The 17,713-nt window shown below is 72.7% G+C and carries 14 protein-coding genes; 11 read left to right on the top strand and 3 right to left on the bottom strand.

What is annotated here, in order from left to right:
* Positions 1–13: 13 nt before the first annotated feature.
* The 11 genes from BGO37_RS10410 to BGO37_RS10355 all read left to right on the top strand — a co-directional run bounded on the left by BGO37_RS10410 (position 14) and on the right by BGO37_RS10355 (position 9,995).
* Positions 14–955, top strand: a complete 942-nt coding sequence (locus BGO37_RS10410; RefSeq protein WP_291754597.1) for a carbohydrate ABC transporter permease — start codon at positions 14–16, stop codon at positions 953–955.
* Complete coding sequence (locus BGO37_RS10405; protein ID WP_291754596.1) at positions 955–1,845, top strand: carbohydrate ABC transporter permease; 891 nt, start codon at positions 955–957, stop codon at positions 1,843–1,845. The genes BGO37_RS10410 and BGO37_RS10405 overlap by 1 nt, the downstream gene beginning before the upstream one ends.
* A 5-nt stretch (positions 1,846–1,850) precedes the next feature.
* Positions 1,851–2,528: a DUF624 domain-containing protein gene (locus BGO37_RS10400; protein ID WP_291754595.1), complete on the top strand. Its 678-nt coding sequence runs from the start codon at positions 1,851–1,853 to the stop codon at positions 2,526–2,528.
* Between the two features lie 81 nt (positions 2,529–2,609).
* A complete protein-coding gene (locus BGO37_RS10395) occupies positions 2,610–3,788 on the top strand; it encodes a glycoside hydrolase family 88 protein (RefSeq protein ID WP_291754594.1) in 1,179 nt (392 codons plus the stop codon).
* Positions 3,789–3,798: 10 nt separating this feature from the next.
* Positions 3,799–4,686, top strand: a complete 888-nt coding sequence (locus tag BGO37_RS10390) for a fumarylacetoacetate hydrolase family protein (protein ID WP_291754593.1) — start codon at positions 3,799–3,801, stop codon at positions 4,684–4,686.
* Entirely contained in the window at positions 4,683–5,501 is an 819-nt protein-coding gene (gene kduI / locus BGO37_RS10385) for a 5-dehydro-4-deoxy-D-glucuronate isomerase (RefSeq protein ID WP_291754592.1), read from the top strand. The genes BGO37_RS10390 and kduI overlap by 4 nt, the downstream gene beginning before the upstream one ends.
* Complete coding sequence (gene kduD, locus BGO37_RS10380; protein WP_291754591.1) at positions 5,498–6,262, top strand: 2-dehydro-3-deoxy-D-gluconate 5-dehydrogenase KduD; 765 nt, start codon at positions 5,498–5,500, stop codon at positions 6,260–6,262. The genes kduI and kduD overlap by 4 nt, the downstream gene beginning before the upstream one ends.
* Before the next feature lies 1 nt (position 6,263).
* Positions 6,264–7,904, top strand: a complete 1,641-nt coding sequence (locus BGO37_RS17850; protein ID WP_367188102.1) for a DapH/DapD/GlmU-related protein — start codon at positions 6,264–6,266, stop codon at positions 7,902–7,904.
* Positions 7,905–7,907: 3 nt separating this feature from the next.
* Positions 7,908–8,561, top strand: a complete 654-nt coding sequence (eda, locus tag BGO37_RS10365) for a bifunctional 4-hydroxy-2-oxoglutarate aldolase/2-dehydro-3-deoxy-phosphogluconate aldolase (protein ID WP_291754590.1) — start codon at positions 7,908–7,910, stop codon at positions 8,559–8,561.
* A gap of 24 nt (positions 8,562–8,585) precedes the next feature.
* Complete coding sequence (locus tag BGO37_RS10360) at positions 8,586–9,689, top strand: sugar kinase (protein WP_291754589.1); 1,104 nt, start codon at positions 8,586–8,588, stop codon at positions 9,687–9,689.
* 126 nt (positions 9,690–9,815) lie between these two features.
* The gene (locus BGO37_RS10355) at positions 9,816–9,995 is read left to right on the top strand and encodes a hypothetical protein (RefSeq protein WP_291754588.1); all 180 of its coding nucleotides are present in this window, start codon (positions 9,816–9,818) and stop codon (positions 9,993–9,995) included.
* A gap of 59 nt (positions 9,996–10,054) precedes the next feature.
* Here the strand turns inward: BGO37_RS10355 and pyk are convergent, their stop codons facing one another.
* The 3 genes from pyk to gltB all read right to left on the bottom strand — a co-directional run bounded on the left by pyk (position 10,055) and on the right by gltB (position 17,637).
* Positions 10,055–11,485: a pyruvate kinase gene (gene pyk, locus BGO37_RS10350; protein WP_291754587.1), complete on the bottom strand. Its 1,431-nt coding sequence runs from the start codon at positions 11,483–11,485 to the stop codon at positions 10,055–10,057.
* A 130-nt stretch (positions 11,486–11,615) separates the two neighbouring features.
* Entirely contained in the window at positions 11,616–13,082 is a 1,467-nt protein-coding gene (locus tag BGO37_RS10345) for a glutamate synthase subunit beta (RefSeq protein ID WP_291754586.1), read from the bottom strand.
* Positions 13,075–17,637 (bottom strand): glutamate synthase large subunit, encoded by a 4,563-nt coding sequence (gltB, locus tag BGO37_RS10340; protein WP_291754585.1) that lies wholly within the window; start codon positions 17,635–17,637, stop codon positions 13,075–13,077. The genes BGO37_RS10345 and gltB overlap by 8 nt, the downstream gene beginning before the upstream one ends.
* Positions 17,638–17,713: the final 76 nt, after the last annotated feature.

The raw sequence follows: 17,713 nt of genomic DNA, 5'->3' as shown, positions 1-17,713 counted from the left end.
AGGAGCACCGCCCATGGCGACCATCACGGTTGATGACGCCGCACCCGGCACGCGCCGCACGCCACGGCGCCCGAACCCGGGCCGCAAGATCCGCCGGCGGAACACCGCGATCGGGTGGACGTTCATCCTGCCGAACTTCGTCGGGTTCGCCCTCCTGACGCTGATCCCGGTGCTCGTGCTCTTCTACATGGCGTTCACCAACTGGGACGTGTTCGGGTCGGCCACCTGGACCGGCCTGGCGAACTTCAAGCGGCTGCTGCACGACGCGACCTTCGCCACGGCGGTCCGGAACACCTTCTACTACGCGGTGTTCCACATCCCGCTGACGATCGTCGTCTCGCTCGCCCTGGCGCTGCTGCTCAACCAGAAGCTGCGCGGCGTCGCGTTCTTCCGCACCGCCGCGTTCTTCCCGTACATCACGTCGATCGTCGCGATCGCCATCGTCTGGAACCTGCTCTTCAGCCCCAAGTACGGGCCGATCAACCAGGTGCTGCACGTCCTCGGCGTGGCCAACCCGCCCGGGTGGACCACCTCGGCCCAGTGGTCGATGCCCGCCGTCATCATCGTCGGCACGTGGCGCGAGATGGGCTACTACATGATCCTGTTCCTCGCCGGCCTGCAGACCGTGCCGCGCGAGCTCTACGAGGCGGCGCGGGTCGACGGGGCCAACGCCTGGCAGCGGTTCCGCAACGTCACCATGCCGTGCCTGCGCCCGACGATGTTCTTCGTCACCGTCATGCTGACGATCGCCTCGTTCAAGATCCTCGACCTGATCCTCGTCATGACCGAGGGCGGTCCGGGCACGAGCACCCTGGTGATCTCGCAGTTCATCTACCAGAAGGGCTTCCAGGAGTTCCAGTTCGGCTACGCCTCGGCGGCGTCGGTGGTCCTGTTCCTCATCTGCATCGTCATCACGATCGTCCAGTTCGTCGTCAACAAGCGGAGGGCTGCCTGATGACGACGCTCATCGAGACCCCGGCCACCCAGACCGCTTCGGCGGCTCGCGAGAAGCCCATGACGCCCGGGCGCCGCGCCGCCCGCGCCCTCGGGTACGCGCTGCTGATCGTCGCCGCCGCGGGCGTGCTCCTGCCGTTCTTCTGGATGGTCATGAGCTCGCTCAAGGGCCCCAACGACGTGTTCACCATCCACATCTCGTGGATCCCGCCGAGCTGGCACTGGGGCAACTACGTCAAGATCTGGACCGGCTCGGACATCGGCACCTGGTGGAAGAACACCATCGTGCTGTCGGTCGCCGTGACCTTCCTGCAGGTGCTCACCGGCTCGTTCGCGGCCTACGGGTTCGCGCGGATGCGGTTCCCCGGGCGCGACGTCCTGTTCCTCACGTACATCGGCACCATCGCCGTGCCGTGGCAGTCGTACATGATCCCGCAGTTCATCATGATGGGGAAGGCTCACCTCACCAACACCCTGTGGTCGATCATCCTGCTGCAGGCGTTCGGCGCGTTCGGCGTGTTCCTCATGAAGCAGTACTTCGAGTCGATCCCCGAGGAGCTGTCCGAGGCGGCGCGGATCGACGGCCTGTCCGAGTACGGCATCTGGGCCCGGATCATGCTGCCGCTGTCCACGCCGGCCATCGCCAGCCTCACGCTGCTGACGTTCGTCAACACGTGGAACGACTACATGGGGCCGCTGATCTACCTGCGCGACTCCAAGCTCTGGACGCTGCAGCTCGGCCTGCAGACCTTCATCACCACGCTGTTCGACGCGAACTACGCCCTGCTGTTCACGGGGCTGACCCTGTCGGTGGTGCCCGTCGCCGTGATCTTCCTGCTCGGCCAGCGGTACTTCGTCGAGGGCATCGCCACGAGCGGGCTCAAGGGCTGACGGCGATGCGCCGGACCTCGCACGAGACCTACGAGACGGTGTTCTCGGTCGCCTACCTGGGCCTGGTGACCAACGCGCTGCTCGCGGTGGGCCTCGCCCCGCTGCTGGCGGTGCTGCTGACCACCGACCCGGCGTCCTCGTGGCCGCTGCTCGCCGTGCTGCTGCCGCTGGCCACCCCGACCCTGGCCGCCGCGTTCGCGGTGTTCGCCGCCTACTCCGCGGACCCGACGATCGGCGTCATCCGCACGTTCGCGAGGACGTGGCGCACGTCGTTCCGGCGGGCGGCGACCATCGGGGCGCTGGCCGCCGCCACGCTCGTCGTGCTGGGCGTCGATGCGCATGCCGCCGCCACCCGCCCCGTGGCGGCCTGGGCCGTCCCCGTGCTCGGCGTGGTGGCGCTCCTCGTCGTCGCGACCACCCTCCTCGCGCTCGTGGCGACCGCCGAGGTGCCCGGGGCGCGGCTGCGCGCCGTCCTCAAGGCGGCGCTCTACCTGGGCGCGCGCCGCTGGTACCTCACGGTGGTGTCGCTCGCCGTCCTCGCGCTCCTCGTCGGGCTGCTGGCGGCCAAGCCGGCGCTCGCGATCGGGCTGGCCACCGCCCCGCTGCTCTACGTCGTCTGGGCGAACAGCCGCTTCAGCCTGCGGCCCGCCCTCCCGGCCCACGAGGCCCCCTCGCCCACGTGACGCGGGCCGCCGCCCGCCCGACGACCTTCGACCCGGCACCGGCCAGCCGCCGCGCGCCCACGACAGCAAGGAATCCCGACCATGACGCCGATCCAGGCGGACCAGACCCCCGCCGCCACGAGCACCGACGCGGCGCTCGCCACCGCGCTGACCACCGTGCGAGCCAACATCGCCGCGTTCGCCGCCGGGTACCCGGACGACACGACGCGCGGCGGCGTCTACCCGCCCCGACCGGCGACCGACCGGCTCCCCGCCGGGGCCAACCGCGGGTGGACGACGAGCTTCTGGCCGGGCCAGCTCTGGCTCGCCTGGGAGCTGACGGGCGACGAGGAGTTCCGTGTCGCGGCGTCGGGCACCGTGGCGAGCTTCGTGGACCGGGTCGAGCGGGGCATCGACCTCGACACGCACGACCTCGGCTTCCTCTACACGCTCGCGTGCGTGGCACCGTGGCGGCTGCTCGCCGACCGGGGCGCGCGCGACGCCGCCCTGGCCGCCGCCGACCACCTCATGACCCGGTTCCTCGAGCCTGCCGGGATCATCCAGGCCTGGGGCAGCCTCGAGGACCCCGGTCAGCGTGGCCGGACGATCATCGACTCGCTGATGAACATGCCGCTGCTCTACTGGGCGACCGAGCAGACCGGCGACGAGCGGTACGCCGACGCGGCGCGCCGGCACACCGCGCAGCTGCGGGACCAGATGATCCGGCCCGACGGGACCACGTTCCACACGTTCTGGTGGGACGTCGTCACGGGCCGGCCGCTGCGTGGCTCCACGCAGCAGGGCTTCACGGACGACTCGTGCTGGGCGCGCGGCCAGGCGTGGGGCATCTACGGCTTCGCGCTGAACTACCGGTACACGCACGACGAGTCGTTCCTCGACGCGGCGCGCACGTGCGCGGACTACTTCCTGGCGCACCTGCCCGCCGACGGCGTCGCGTACTGGGACCTGGACTTCACGGACGGCGACGACCAGCCGCGCGACAGCTCCGCGGCCGCCATCGCGGTCTGCGGGCTCGCCGAGGTCGTCGGCTGGCTGCCCGACGGCCCGGACCGGGACCGCTACCGCGAGCGGGCCGACGCGATCCTGGCGTCGCTGGCGGAGGCGTACACGCCGGTCGCGGGGTCGAACGCCCTCCTGCTGCACGGCGTCTACGACTGGCCGAGCTCGATCGGCGTCGACGAGGGCACGCTCTGGGGGGACTACTTCTACCTCGAGGCCCTCGCCCGCAAGGTGCTGCCCGGCTGGACGCTGTACTGGTGAGCGGCTCCTCATGCGCCTGGTGACCTTCGAGCACGGCGGGTCCGTCCGCCCCGGCGCCCTGCTGCCCGGCGACCGCGTGCTCGACCTGCCGGCGGCGGACGCGTCCGTCCCGGCGAGCATGGTGCGGCTCCTCGCCTCGGGCGGGCTCGACCGTGTCCGCGACCTCGTCGCCCACGCCGGAGCCGGCGCCGGGCTGCCGCTGGCGGACGTGCGGCTCCTGGCGCCGGTGCCCGACCCCGGCAAGATCGTGTGCATCGGCTACAACTACCGGGGCCACCAGGTGGTCGAGGACCCGCAGTACCCGGACGTCTTCGCCAAGACGGCCAACACGATCACCGGCCCCGGCGCGCCCATCTGGCGGCCGCTGGCCTCCGACGAGGTCGACTACGAGGCCGAGCTCGCCGTGATCATCGGCTCGCCCGCCCACGAGGTGCCGCAGGACGAGGCGCTCGCCCACGTCGCCGGCTACGCGATCTTCAACGACGTCTCCGCGCGCGACTGGCAGCGCCACGGCAGCCAGTGGGTGCCGGGCAAGTCGTTCGACACGTTCGGGCCGCTCGGTCCGGCGCTGGTGACGGCGGACGAGGTGCCCGACCCGCAGGACCTGACGGTCGAGCTGGCGCTCAACGGCGAGGTGACGCTGCGCAGCACCACCGCCGTCATGGTGTTCGGCGTCGCGTGGCTCGTCTCCTACCTCAGCCAGGTGATGACGCTCCTGCCGGGCGACGTCATCGCCACCGGCACGCCGCAGAAGCTGCCGGAGGTGCTCGCCCGCGGCGAGCGCTTCCTGCAGCCCGGCGACGTGGTCTCGATCACCATCGGGCACCTGGGAACCCTGACGAACCCGGTGGCCGACAGCCCGTCCCGCCTCGCACACCACCAAGGAGCAGCACGATGAGCGTCACCCGCCTCTGGAGCACCCACCCCGACGACGTCGGCCGGCTCGACGGCGGCACCCTCCGCGAGCGGTTCGTCCTCTCGGGCCTGTTCACCACCGGCGAGGTGTCGTGGGGCTACGCCCATGACGACCGGATGCTCGTCGGCGGCCTGGTCGTCGACGGCCACGAGGTCGCGCTGACCGCGCCCGACGAGATCAAGGCCGCCTACCTGCTCGAGCGCCGCGAGCTCGGCGTCGTCGGGATCGCCGGGACCGTCGAGGTGGTGGCCGACGGCGCCACATACGCGGTCGGCCCGCAGGACGTCCTGTACCTGCCGATGGGCACGCGGGAGGTCGTCGTGCGCGGCACGGGTGCCGTGTACCTGGTCACGGCCCCGGCGCACCGGGCGTGCAGCCCCGCGCTCGCCGGGCGCGACGAGGTGTTCGCCGCGGAGCTCGGCTCGCTCGAGCAGTCGAACCACCGCACCATCCGCCGCTACATCCACGCGGACGGCATCGAGTCCAACCAGCTGGTGCTCGGGATCACGACCCTCGAACCCGGCAGCGTGTGGAACACCATGCCGCCGCACGTGCACAACCGCCGCACCGAGGTCTACCTCTACACCGGGCTCGGCGACGACGTGCTGGTGCACCTCATGGGTGAGCCGAGCGCCACCCGCCAGCTGATCCTGCACGACCGTGACGTCGTCGTCTCCCCGCCCTGGTCCATCCACTGCGCCTCGGCGACCGGCGCCTACTCGTTCGTGTGGGCGATGGCCGGCGAGAACGTCGACTACGCCGACGTCGTCACCTACGACCCCAAGGAGCTCGCGTGATCCTCGACCAGTTCTCCCTCGACGGGAAGGTCGCCCTCGTCACGGGCGCCGGCCGCGGCCTCGGGCAGGGCTACGCGCTGGCCCTGGCGGAGGCGGGTGCCGACGTCGTGCTGCTCGACCGCACCGGCTGCCCGGAGACCGCGGACCGGATCCAGGGCCTGGGCCGCCGGGTGCACCAGGTCGTGTGCGACCTGTCGACCGCGACGCCGGAGCAGCTGACCGGCGTGGTCGCCGAGGTGGTCGACACCTTCGGCGGCCTCGACGTCCTCGTGAACAACGCGGGGATCATCCGCCGCCAGCCCGCGCTCGAGTTCTCGCAGGAGAACTGGGACGACGTCATCCAGATCAACCTGACGGCCGTGGTCTTCCTGTCGCAGGCCGCGGCCCGTGTCATGGCGCGCGCCGGCCACGGGAAGATCGTCAACATCGCCTCGATGCTCTCGTTCCAGGGTGGCATCAACGTCCTGTCCTACGCGGCGGCCAAGAGCGCCATCGCCGGCGTGACGCGCTCCCTGGCCACCGAGTGGGCCCCCCTGGGGATCAACGTCAACGCGATCGCCCCGGGCTACTTCGCCACCGACAACACCGCCCCGCTGCGGGCCGACGCGGACCGCGACGCCGCCATCCTCGGCCGCATCCCAGCGGGTCGCTGGGGCACGGCCGCCGACCTGCAGGGCACCGTCGTGTACCTCTCGTCGGCAGCGTCCGACTACATGCACGGCTCGATCGTCGCCGTCGACGGCGGCTGGCTGTCGCGCTGACATGACGACCGACGGGCGCGGCGAGCCCCTCGCGGCGGACTTCGCGGCGTGGGACTACTGGGGCCTCGCCTCCGACGAGCAGGCCGCCGACCAGCGCCGCCGTCTCGCCGAGCTCCGTGGGCGCGGGTGCACGATCGGGGCCGACGCGGTGGTGTCACGCCTCGCCGCGGTCCACCCGACGTCGCTGACGCTGGGCGCCCGCAGCTCGATCGCGGCGCACGCGCACGTCACGGGAGACGTGGTGATCGGGGACGACTGCACGGTCAACGTCGGCGTCGCCGTGCGCGGGCCGGTGACGATGGGGCGTGCCGTGCGCATCGGCGCCTACACCAGCCTCATCGGGTTCGACCACGGCTTCGACGACCCCGACGTGGAGATCTTCCGGCAGCCCCTCTCCGCGGCCGGCGTGACCATCGGCGACGACGTGTGGATCGGCGCGCACGTCGTCGTCCTCGACGGGGTGCACATCGGGTCCCATGCGGTGGTCGGCGCCGGTTCGGTCGTGACGCGCGACGTGCCGGAGCGGGCGGTCGTCGTCGGCAACCCGGCGCGGGTCGTCCGCTGGCGGCAAGCCCCGCGCCCCCGCACCACCCGCGACGCCCTCGCCGCCCACGGCGACGCCGCCCGCGCGCAGGTCGCCGGCATCCTCGCCGCCGCCTGGGTGGACGGCGCCTACCGCGACGCGGCCGGCGCCGCCGTGACGATCCGCGCCCACACGGACGCGGTCGAGCTCGCCGACCTGCTGGCGGGCGGCCCGCCGCCACAGCTGGCACGCGACGAGCACGTCGCCCGGCTGCGGGCGCTGCAGCACCCCGGCAGCGGTCTGGTCCGCGAGCCGGCGGTCACCAGCGACCGGGTCACGCCGCTGCTCGACGACGGCGAGGGGTACCACGTCCTCGACGTCGGCTACGCCCTGGACCTGCTCGGCTCGTCGTTCCCCCACCCGGTCCGGACCGTCGCCGACCTGTCGCCCGCCGCGCTGACCGGCACCCTGGACGCGCTGCCGTGGAGCACCGATGCCTGGGGCGCCGGCGCTCTCGTCGACGCCCTCGGCACGGCGCTGACCTGGGCGACGCGTGCCGGGGACGCCGCCGCCCGAGGGCCGGCCGAGGCGATGGTCGGCTGGCTCGTCGCGCATCGCGACCCGGCCACCGGGCTGTGGGGCTCCGACGAGCACGGCCCGCGGCAGCCGGTCAACGGCACCTACCGGCTGGCGAGGGGCACGCTCGCGCAGTGGGGCCTGGGCATCGGGGGTGAGCGGGAGCTCGTCGACACCGTGCTGGCGCGCGCCGCCGAGGTGGCCGGCGACCCCGCCGCGACCGCCTGCGACGCCCTCGACGTCGTGTGGCTCCTGTGGTGGGCGCGGGCGACCGGCGGCGAGCGCCGGCACCGTGCGCCCGAGGTCGCCGAGGTCGCCGCCGCCGTGCTGGACGACGCGCTCTCACGCTGGGTGCCGGGCGAGGGCACGCCGTTCGCCCGGGGGCTGCCACCCTCGCTGCAGGGCACCGAGATGTGGCTGGCCACCACCTGGCACGCGGCCGACCTGCTGAACCGCGCCGAGGCGCTGGGCTACCGTCCACGCGGGGTGCACCGGACCGAACCGGCGCTCCGGCTGCCGTGGCGAACGACGACGGAGGACTGAGCGATGACGACGGTGGACCCCGTCCTGGCCGAGCTGGCGGCGTGCGTGCTGGTGCCGGTGGTGGTGCTGCAGGAGGCCGGTGATGCGGGCCTGCTGGCCGGTGCGCTGGTGGCCGGTGGCCTGCCGGTGGCGGAGGTGACGTTCCGCACGGCCGCGGCGCCCGAGGCGATCCGGGTGATCGCGGACCGGGGGGACGTGCTGGTCGGGGCGGGTACCGTGCTGACGGTGGCGCAGGTGGACCAGGCGGTGGCTGCCGGCGCCCGGTTCGTGGTCTCGCCGGGCCTCTCGCGGGCGGTCGTGGAGCGTTGCGCCGAGCACGGGGTCGTGGCGTTGCCGGGTGCGGTCACGGCCACCGAGGTGCAGGCCGCCTTGGAGCTCGGGCTGGACACGGTGAAGTTCTTCCCGGCGGGCACCTCAGGTGGGGCGGCGGCGATCCGGCCGCTGGCGGCAGCGTTCGCCGGGGTGCGGTTCGTCCCCACCGGTGGCGTCGGCCCGGCGAACCTGGCCGAGTACCTGGCCGTGCCGTCCGTCGTGGCGGTCGGCGGGTCGTGGATGGTCCCCACCGACCGGATCGCCGCCCACGACCGGTCCGGGCTGATCGACCTGGTGTCCGCCGCCGTGAGGACCGCCCGGGCCGCCCGGCCGGCCACCGCCTGACCCCGTCTCGTCCTGGAGCCGTCGATGTCCGTGCTGCCGATCCGCCCCGCGTCCGAGTGCCGTTTCGACGAAGTGTCCCTGGGCGAGGTGATGCTGCGCCTCGACCCCGGTGAGGGACGCATCCGCACCGCCCGGCAGTTCACGGCGTGGGAGGGCGGCGGGGAGTACAACGTCGCCCGGGGGCTGCGGCGGGCGTTCGGGTACCGCACGGGGGTGGTGACGGCGCTGGCGGACAACGAGGTCGGCCACCTGGTGGAGGATCTCGTCCTCACCGGCGGGGTCGACACGTCCATGATCACGTGGAAGGCGTACGACGGCGTCGGGCGGGCGGTGCGCAACGGCCTGAACTTCACCGAGCGGGGCTTCGGCGTGCGCGGCGCGCTGGGTGTGTCCGACCGGGGCCACACCGCCGCCTCCCAGCTGAGCCCCGACGACGTCGACCTCGACCACCTGTTCGGCACCCTGGGCGTGCGCTGGCTGCACACCGGCGGCATCTACGCCGCCCTGTCCGACACCGCCGCCGCCACCACGCTGGCCGCGGTGCAGGCCGCCCGGCGACACGGCGTCGTGGTGTCCTACGACCTGAACTACCGGCCCTCGCTGTGGCAGGCCGTCGGCGGGCAGGCCCGCGCCCAGGAGGTCAACCGCGCGATCGCCCCCTACGTCGACGTGATGATCGGCAACGAGGAGGACTTCACCGCCGCCCTCGGGTTCGCCGTCGAGGGCGTCGACGCCGGCCTGAGCGACCTGGACACCGCCGCGTTCGCCGCCATGATCGAGCAGGTCAGCGCCGCCTACCCGAACTTCGAGGTCATCGCCACGACGCTGCGCACCGTGCGCAGCGCGACCGTCAACGACTGGGGAGCCATCGCCTGGTCGAAGGACACCGGCCTGGTCCAGGCCACCCACCGGCCCGCCCTGGAGATCCTCGACCGCGTCGGCGGCGGCGACTCCTTCGCCTCCGGGCTGATCGCCGCCCTGCTCGAGGACCAGGACCTGGCCACCGCGGTGCAGTGGGGCGCCGCCCACGGCGCCCTGGCCATGACCACCCCCGGCGACACCTCCATGGCCACCAAGACCGAGATCCTCAAGCTCGCCGGCGGCGGCAACGCCCGCGTCGACCGCTGACGCCCGCGTGACCACCGTCACGGGACCGAAGTCTTAGGTCACCGCCGCCGGACCGCCTAACGTCGTCCCATCTCCCGTGGCATCGCGGCCACCGTGGGGTCAGCGCGTCGGCAAGGAGGCCGTTGCATGAAGGTCAAGGCGTACCACTCCGCCCACCCGGCGGACGTGCAGGTCTACCACGATGACGACGAGTGCCCGGCGGGGCGCGACATCCCGTGGTGGAACAAGCGGCCGGGCACGGACGACCGACCGCGTTGCCAGCACTGCGTCGAGATCGAGGCACACCGGCCGGCCTACTCCGGCTGAGAGAACGGCCGAGGGGCGGGACCGCGACCGGTCCCGCCCCTCGTCTGTCCGTCAGCGCGTCAGCGCAGCTTCTCCGGGACCTCGCCACCGATGCGGTGGACCACGACGGAGTTCGTCGTGCCCGTGATGCCGATCGGTGTGCCGGCCACGACCACGACCTGGTCTCCGACCTCGCCCAGGCCGTTCGCCCGCAGCGTCTGGTCCACCTGGTACACCATCACGTCGGTGCTCTCCACCTGCGGGACGAGGTAGGTCTGCACGCCCCACGACAACGCCAGCTGGTTGCGCACCGAGTCGAGCGGCGTGAACGCCAGCAGCGGGATGGACGAGCGCAGCCGCGACATGCGGCGCGCCGAGTCGCCCGACTGCGTGAACGTGACGAGGTACTTCACGCCGAGCGTGTCGCCGACCTCGGCGGCGGCCCGGGTGATCGCGCCACCGCGCGTGTGCGGGACGGAGCCCAGGGGCGCCATCCGCTCGCGGCCCAGCTCCTCGGTCACCTCGATGATCCGCGCCATCGTGCGCACGGCCTCGATCGGGTACTCGCCCACGCTCGTCTCGCCGGAGAGCATGACCGCGTCGGCGCCGTCGAGGACGGCGTTCGCGCAGTCGGAGGCCTCGGCCCGCGTCGGACGCGGGCTGGTGATCATCGACTCGAGCACCTGCGTGGCGACGATGACCGGCTTGGCGTTCTGGCGGGCCAGCTCCACGGCGCGCTTCTGCACCAGCGGCACCTGCTCGAGCGGCAGCTCGACGCCCAGGTCGCCGCGGGCGACCATGATGCCGTCGAACGTGTGGACGATCTCGGCCAGGTTGTCGACGGCCTGCGGCTTCTCGATCTTGGCGATGACCGGGACGATCCGGCCCTCCTCCTCCATGATCCGGCGCACGTCGTCGTAGTCGGCGGCGTTGCGGACGAAGGAGAGGGCGATGAAGTCGGCGCCGAGCTTGAGGCCCCAGCGCAGGTCCTCCTCGTCCTTCTCGGACAGCGCCGGCACCGACACCGCGACGCCCGGCAGGTTGAGGCCCTTGTTGTTCGAGACAGGGCCCGGCACCTCGACCCGGGTGACGACCCGTGGGCCGTTCACCTCGACGACGCGGACGAGCACCTTGCCGTCGTCGATGAGGATCGGGTCGCCCGGGCGCACGTCGCCCGGCAGGCCCTTGTGGGTCGTCGAGACGAGCTCCTTGGTGCCCTCGACGTCCTCGGTCGTGATGGTGAAGGTGTCGCCCACCTCGAGGAAGTGCTTGCCCTCGACGAACCGCCCGAGCCGGATCTTCGGACCCTGGAGGTCGACGAGCACGGCCACGTTGCGGCCGGAGGCCTTGGCGGCGGCCCGCACGCGGCGGTAGACCTCCGCGTGGGCCTCGGCCTCGCCGTGGCTGCGGTTGATCCGCGCCACGTCCATCCCGGCGTCGACGAGTGCCTGGATCTGCTCCGGGGACTCGACCGCGGGGCCGAGGGTGCAGACGATCTTTGCCTTACGCATGGTTCGGAGCCTATGCCTTTCGTTCCTTGCGGATCTGACCGAACGTCCTGTCTGGTCGTGGTCTGGAGGCGTTAGGCGCCCGCACGCACGACGACGAGCCCCGGGCGGCCGCCCGGCGTTCGTCCCGCGGTCACGCGCGCAGCGCCGTGGTGCTCGCCGTCACCGGCGCCGGCAGCTCGGTGCTGCCCATGAGGTACGCGTCGACCGCCGCCGCGGCGGCCCGGCCCTCCGCGATCGCCCACACGACCAGCGACTGGCCGCGTCCCGCGTCACCGGCGACGAACACGCCCGGCACGGTGGTCGCGAAGTCGTCGTCGCGCACGACGAGGCCACGCTCGCTGACGCCGACACCGAGGTGCGCGCCGATCGACCCGGTCTCCGGCCCGGTGAAGCCGAGGCAGATGAGCACGAGGTCCGCGGGGATGTCCCGCTCGGTGCCCGCCGTCGGCACGCGCCGGCCGTCGGGGAGGTACTCGGTGGTCGCCAGGCGCAGGTGGCGCACCCGGCCCTCGTCGTCCCCGACGAACGCAACCGTCGAGGCGAGGTAGTCGCGCTCGCCGCCCTCCTCGTACGAGCTCGACACCTCGAAGACGATGGGGTCGGTGGGCCACGGCTGGTGCGCGGGGCGCTCCTCCGGCGGCCGGCGGCCGATCGCCAGCGTCGTGACGGAGGCGGCACCCTGCCGCAGCGCCGTGCCGACGCAGTCCGAGCCGGTGTCCCCGCCGCCGATGACGACCACGTGCTTGCCCGCGGCCGTGATCTGGTCGGGCACCTCGTGGCCCTTGGCGACCTCGTTCGCCTGGTGCAGGTAGTCCATCGCGACGTGCACGCCGGCGAGGTCGCGGCCCGGCAGGCGCAGCTCGCGGGGCACGGTGGCACCCGTCGCGACGACGATCGCGTCGAACCGGGCCCGCAGGTCGGACCACGTGATGTCGGTGCCGATCGCGACGCCCGGCCGGAACCGCGTGCCCTCGGCCGTCATCTGCGCCAGGCGCCGGTCGATGTGGTGCTTCTCGAGCTTGAAGTCCGGCACGCCGTACCGCAGCAGGCCGCCGATCGCGTCGTCACGCTCGTAGACCGCCACGGTGTGGCCGGCCCGCGTCAGCTGCTGCGCCGCCGCCAGGCCGGCGGGACCGGAGCCGACGATCGCGACCGTGTGCCCCGAGAGGCGCTGCGGCACCTGCGGTGTGACGTAGCCCCGCTCGAAGGCCTCGTCGATGATCGAGACCTCGATGTTCTTGATGGTCACGGGCGGCTGGTTGATGCCCAGCACGCAGCTCGACTCGCACGGCGCCGGGCAGATGCGTCCGGTGAACTCGGGGAAGTTGTTCGTCGCGTGCAGCCGGTCGATCGCGTCCGCCCACTGGCCGCGGCGCACCAGGTCGTTCCACTCGGGGATGAGGTTGCCGAGCGGACAGCCGTTGTGGCAGAACGGCACGCCGCAGTCCATGCACCGCGCCGCCTGCGACAGCAGGAAGGGCTGCCCCTCCTGCATCTGCTCGTGGACGTCCTTCCAGTCCTGCAGGCGCACCGGCACCGGCCGGTTGGGAGGCAGCTCCCGGTGCCGGACCTTGAGGAAGCCCCGCGGGTCAGCCACGGGCCACCGCCAGGATGCCCTCCCAGACGCCCGGCGCCCCCGGGTCGACGCCGTCGGCCTCGGCCTTCGCCAGCGCCTCGCGCACCCGCGCGTACTCGGCGGGCAGCACCCGCGTCAGCCGCCCGCGCGTCGCGTCGAGGTCCTCGAGCAGCTGGGCCGCCACCGGCGAGCCGGTCTCCTCCAGGTGCGTGCGCAGCAGGCGCTCGACGATCGCCCAGTCCTCGTCGGACAGCGCGCCGAGCTCGAGCTCGCCGGACGCGACCGCCTGGATGTTCACCAGGTCGCGCTGCAGGTCGAGGACGTAGGCCGTGCCGCCGGACATGCCGGCGCCGAAGTTGCGCCCGGTGCGGCCGAGCACGAGCACGGTGCCGCCGGTCATGTACTCGCAGCCGTGGTCGCCCACGCCCTCGACGACGAGCGTCGCACCGGAGTTGCGCACGCCGAAGCGCTCGCCGACGAGCCCGCGCAGGAACACCTCGCCCGCGGTCGCCCCGTAGCCGATGACGTTGCCGGCGATGACGTTGTGCTGGCTCGAGAGCACCGACGAGCGGTCGGGGCGGACGACGATCCTGCCGCCCGACAGCCCCTTCGCCAGGTAGTCGTTGGCGTCCCCGAACAGCCGCAGGGAGATGCCGCGGGGCAGGAACGCGCCGAACGACTGGCCGGCCGAGCCGGTGAGCGTGACGCCGATGGTGTCGTCGGGCAGCCCGGCCCCGCCGTAGCGCTTGGTCACCTCGTAGCCGAGCATGGTGCCGACCGTGCGGTTGACGTTGCGCACCGGCAGGTCGATGCGGACCGGCTCGCCGCCGTCCAGCGCCCCGGCCGCCAGCGCGATGAGCTGGTTGTCGAGGGCCTTCTCCAGGCCGTGCTCCTGCGACTTGGCGTGGTGCAGGGACGAGCCAGGCTTGGGCTCGGTCACCGCGAGCACCGGCGTCAGGTCGAGCCCGGCGGCCTTCCAGTGCTCCACCGCCTCGCGCACGTCGAGGAGCTCGACGTGCCCGACGGCCTCCTCGAGCGTGCGGAAGCCGAGGCGGGCGAGGTACTCGCGCACCTGCCGGGCGATGAACTGGAAGAACGTCACCACGTACTCCGGCTTGCCGCTGAAGCGCGCGCGCAGCTCGGGGTTCTGCGTCGCGACGCCGACCGGGCAGGTGTCCAGGTGGCAGACGCGCATCATCACGCAGCCGGACACGACCAGCGGCGCGGTGGCGAAGCCGAACTCCTCGGCGCCGAGCAGCGCGCCGACGATGACGTCGCGGCCGGTCTTCAGCTGGCCGTCCACCTGGACGACGACGCGGTCGCGCAGGTCGTTGAGGACGAGCGTCTGCTGCGTCTCCGCCAGGCCGATCTCCCACGGGGTGCCCGCGTGCTTGAGGCTCGTCAGCGGGGACGCGCCGGTGCCGCCGTCGTGGCCGGAGATGAGCACCACGTCCGCGTGCGCCTTCGCGCAGCCCGCCGCGACCGTGCCGACGCCGAACTCGCTGACCAGCTTGGTGTGGACGCGGGCGCGGGGGTTGGCGTTCTTCAGGTCGTGGATGAGCTGCTTGAGGTCCTCGATCGAGTAGATGTCGTGGTGCGGCGGCGGCGAGATCAGCCCGACGCCCGGCGTCGAGTGCCGCGTCTTGGCCACCCAGGGGTACACCTTGGGGCCGGGGAGCTGGCCGCCCTCCCCCGGCTTGGCGCCCTGCGCCAGCTTGATCTGCAGGTCGTCGGCGTTGACCAGGTACTCGCTCGTCACGCCGAAGCGGCCCGAGGCCACCTGCTTGATCGCGGAGCGCCGCTCCGGGTCGTGGAGGCGCTCGGGGTCCTCGCCGCCCTCGCCCGTGTTCGAGCGGGCGCCGAGCCGGTTCATCGCGATCGCCAGCGTCGTGTGCGCCTCGGCCGAGATCGAGCCGTAGGACATCGCGCCCGTGCTGAACCGCTTGACGATCTCCGACACCGGCTCGACCTCGTCGAGCGGCACCGGCGGGCGCACGCCCTCCTTGAGCTCGAGCAGGCCGCGCAGCGTCATGAGGCGGTGCGCCTGGTCGTTGACCCGCTGGGCGTACTGCTCGAACACGTCGTACCGGCCCGTGCGCGTCGAGTGCTGCAGCCGGAACACCGTCTCGGGGTCGAACAGGTGCTCCTCGCCGCCCCGGCGCCACTGGTACTCCCCGCCCACCGCGAGGTGCTGGTGCGGCTGGCGGTTGCCGCTGGCCGGGTAGGCGTCCGCGTGGCGGGCGGCCACCTCGGCGGCCACGACGTCGAGCCCGACGCCGTCCAGCCGGCTCGTCGTGCCCGTGAAGTAGCGGTCCACGAGGGCGTGCGAGAGCCCGATGGCCTCGAACACCTGGGCGCCGCGGTAGGAGGCGATGGTGGAGATGCCCATCTTCGACATCACCTTGAGCACGCCCTTGCCGAGGCTCTTGATGAGGTTGTGGACGGCCTTCTCGGGGTCCACGCCCGGCAGGTAGCCGCGGCGCGCGAGGTCCTCGACCGTCTCCATCGCCAGGTACGGGTTGACCGCGGCGGCGCCGTAGCCGATGAGCAGCGCGACGTGGTGCACCTCGCGCACGTCACCGGCCTCGACGACGAGCGAGATCCGCGTGCGGGTGTGCCGGCGCAGCGTGTGGTGGTGCACCGCGGACAGCAGCAGCAGCGACGGGATCGGCGCGAGGTCGGCGTCCGAGTTGCGGTCGGACAGCACGACGTGGGTGACGCCCTGCGCGATCGCCGCGTCGACCTCCGCGAAGATCTCCTCCAGCCGGGCCTCGAGCGCGGCGCCGCCGCCGTCCACCTTGTACAGCCCGCGGACGATCGCGGCCTTGAAGCCGAACTCCGGCGAGCGGTCGACGTGGACGATCTTGGCCAGCTGGTCGTTGTCCAGCACCGGGAACGGCAGGAACAGCTTGCGCGCGTGCTCGGGGCCGTCGGCCAGCAGGTTGGGCTCCGGGCCGATGGCGCCACCGATCGCGGTGACGAGCTCCTCGCGGATCGCGTCCAGCGGCGGGTTCGTCACCTGCGCGAACATCTGCGTGAAGTAGTCGAACAGCAGGCGTGGCCGGTCCGAGAGCACCGCCACCGGGGTGTCGGAGCCCATGGCGCCGAGCGGCTCGGTCCCCGTCGCGCCCATCGGCGTCAGGATGACCTTGAGCTCTTCCTCGGTGTAGCCGAAGGTGCGCTGCCGGCGGCGGACCGACGCCGCGGAGTGAGCGATGTGCTCGCGCTCGGGCAACTGCTCGAGGTGCACGGCGTTCTCGGCCAGCCACTGCGCGTAGGGCCGCGTCGCCGCCAGCTCGGCCTTGAGCACCTCGTCGTCCACCACGCGGCCGCGCCTGGTGTCGACGAGCAGCATCTTCCCGGGCTCGAGCCGGCCCTTGGTCACCACCGTCGACGGGTCGAGGTCCAGCACGCCGGACTCCGACGCGCAGACGACGAGGCCGTCCTCGGTCACCCAGTAGCGACCCGGGCGCAGGCCGTTGCGGTCCTGCACGGCGCCGACGAGCGTGCCGTCGGTGAAGGCCATCGCCGCCGGGCCGTCCCACGGCTCGATGAGCGTCGAGTGGTACTCGTAGAACGCGCGCCGCGCGGGGTCCATCTGGGCGTGGTTCTCCCACGCCTCCGGGATCATCATGAGGATCGCGTGCGGCAGCGACCGTCCGGCCAGGTGCAGCAGCTCGAGCACCTCGTCGAAGCTGCCGGAGTCCGAGCCGCCGGGCGTGCAGATCGGCATGAGCGGCGCCAGGTCGCCGAGCAGCTCCGAGCGCATCTGGCCCTCGCGCGCGGCGATCCAGTTCCGGTTGCCACGGACCGTGTTGATCTCGCCGTTGTGGGCCAGCAGCCGGAACGGCTGGGCGAGCGGCCAGGAGGGGAACGTGTTGGTCGAGAACCGCGAGTGGACCACGGCGATCTCGGTGCAGTAGCGCGGGTCGGACAGGTCGGCGAAGAAGGGCTCGAGCTGGCCGGTGGTGAGCATGCCCTTGTACGTCAGGGTGCGGCTCGACAGCGACGCGAAGTAGACGCCGACCTCGTGCTCGGCGCGCCGCCGCAGGCGGAAGGCCAGCCGGTCGAGGTCGATGCCGGCCAGCTCGCGCGACGGGTCGGCGACGACGAGCTGCCGGAACGCCGGCATGCTCGCACGCGCGGTGGGCCCGACGAGGTCGGCCGTCACCACGACCTCGCGCCACGCCAGGACGTCGAGCTTCTCGTCGGCGGCGATGGCCTCGATCGCGCGCACCGCGCGCTGCTGCTCCTCGAGGTCGGTCGGCAGGAACGCGAGCCCGATGGCGTAGTGGCCCGCGGGCGGCAGCTCGGCGTCGACGACGTCGCGCAGGAAGGCGTCGGGGATCTGGGTGAGGATGCCGGCACCGTCGCCGGAGTCGACCTCGGAGCCCACCGCCCCGCGGTGGTCGAGGTTGAGCAGCGCCGTCAGGCCCGCGTCGACGATGTCCCGGCCGGGCGTGCCGCGCAGCGTCGCGACGAACGCGAAGCCGCAGGAGTCCCGCTCCGCCTCCGGGTCGTACAACCCGGTGGGCATGCCCGGCTGCCACGAGCCGGTCACGCGCGACGTCGACATCAGCACCGCCCTCCGCGGTCCCGTGTCGCTGGGGACCGCACGTCCGTCCTGGTGAGTGGTTGGGACGTCGTCGGCC

The sequence above is a fragment of the Cellulomonas sp. 73-92 genome, from assembly GCF_001898175.1.
Lineage (GTDB): Bacteria > Actinomycetota > Actinomycetes > Actinomycetales > Cellulomonadaceae > Cellulomonas.
The sequence above is the reverse complement of the archived record's forward strand: the minus strand, read 5'-3'. Positions and strand labels throughout refer to the sequence as shown.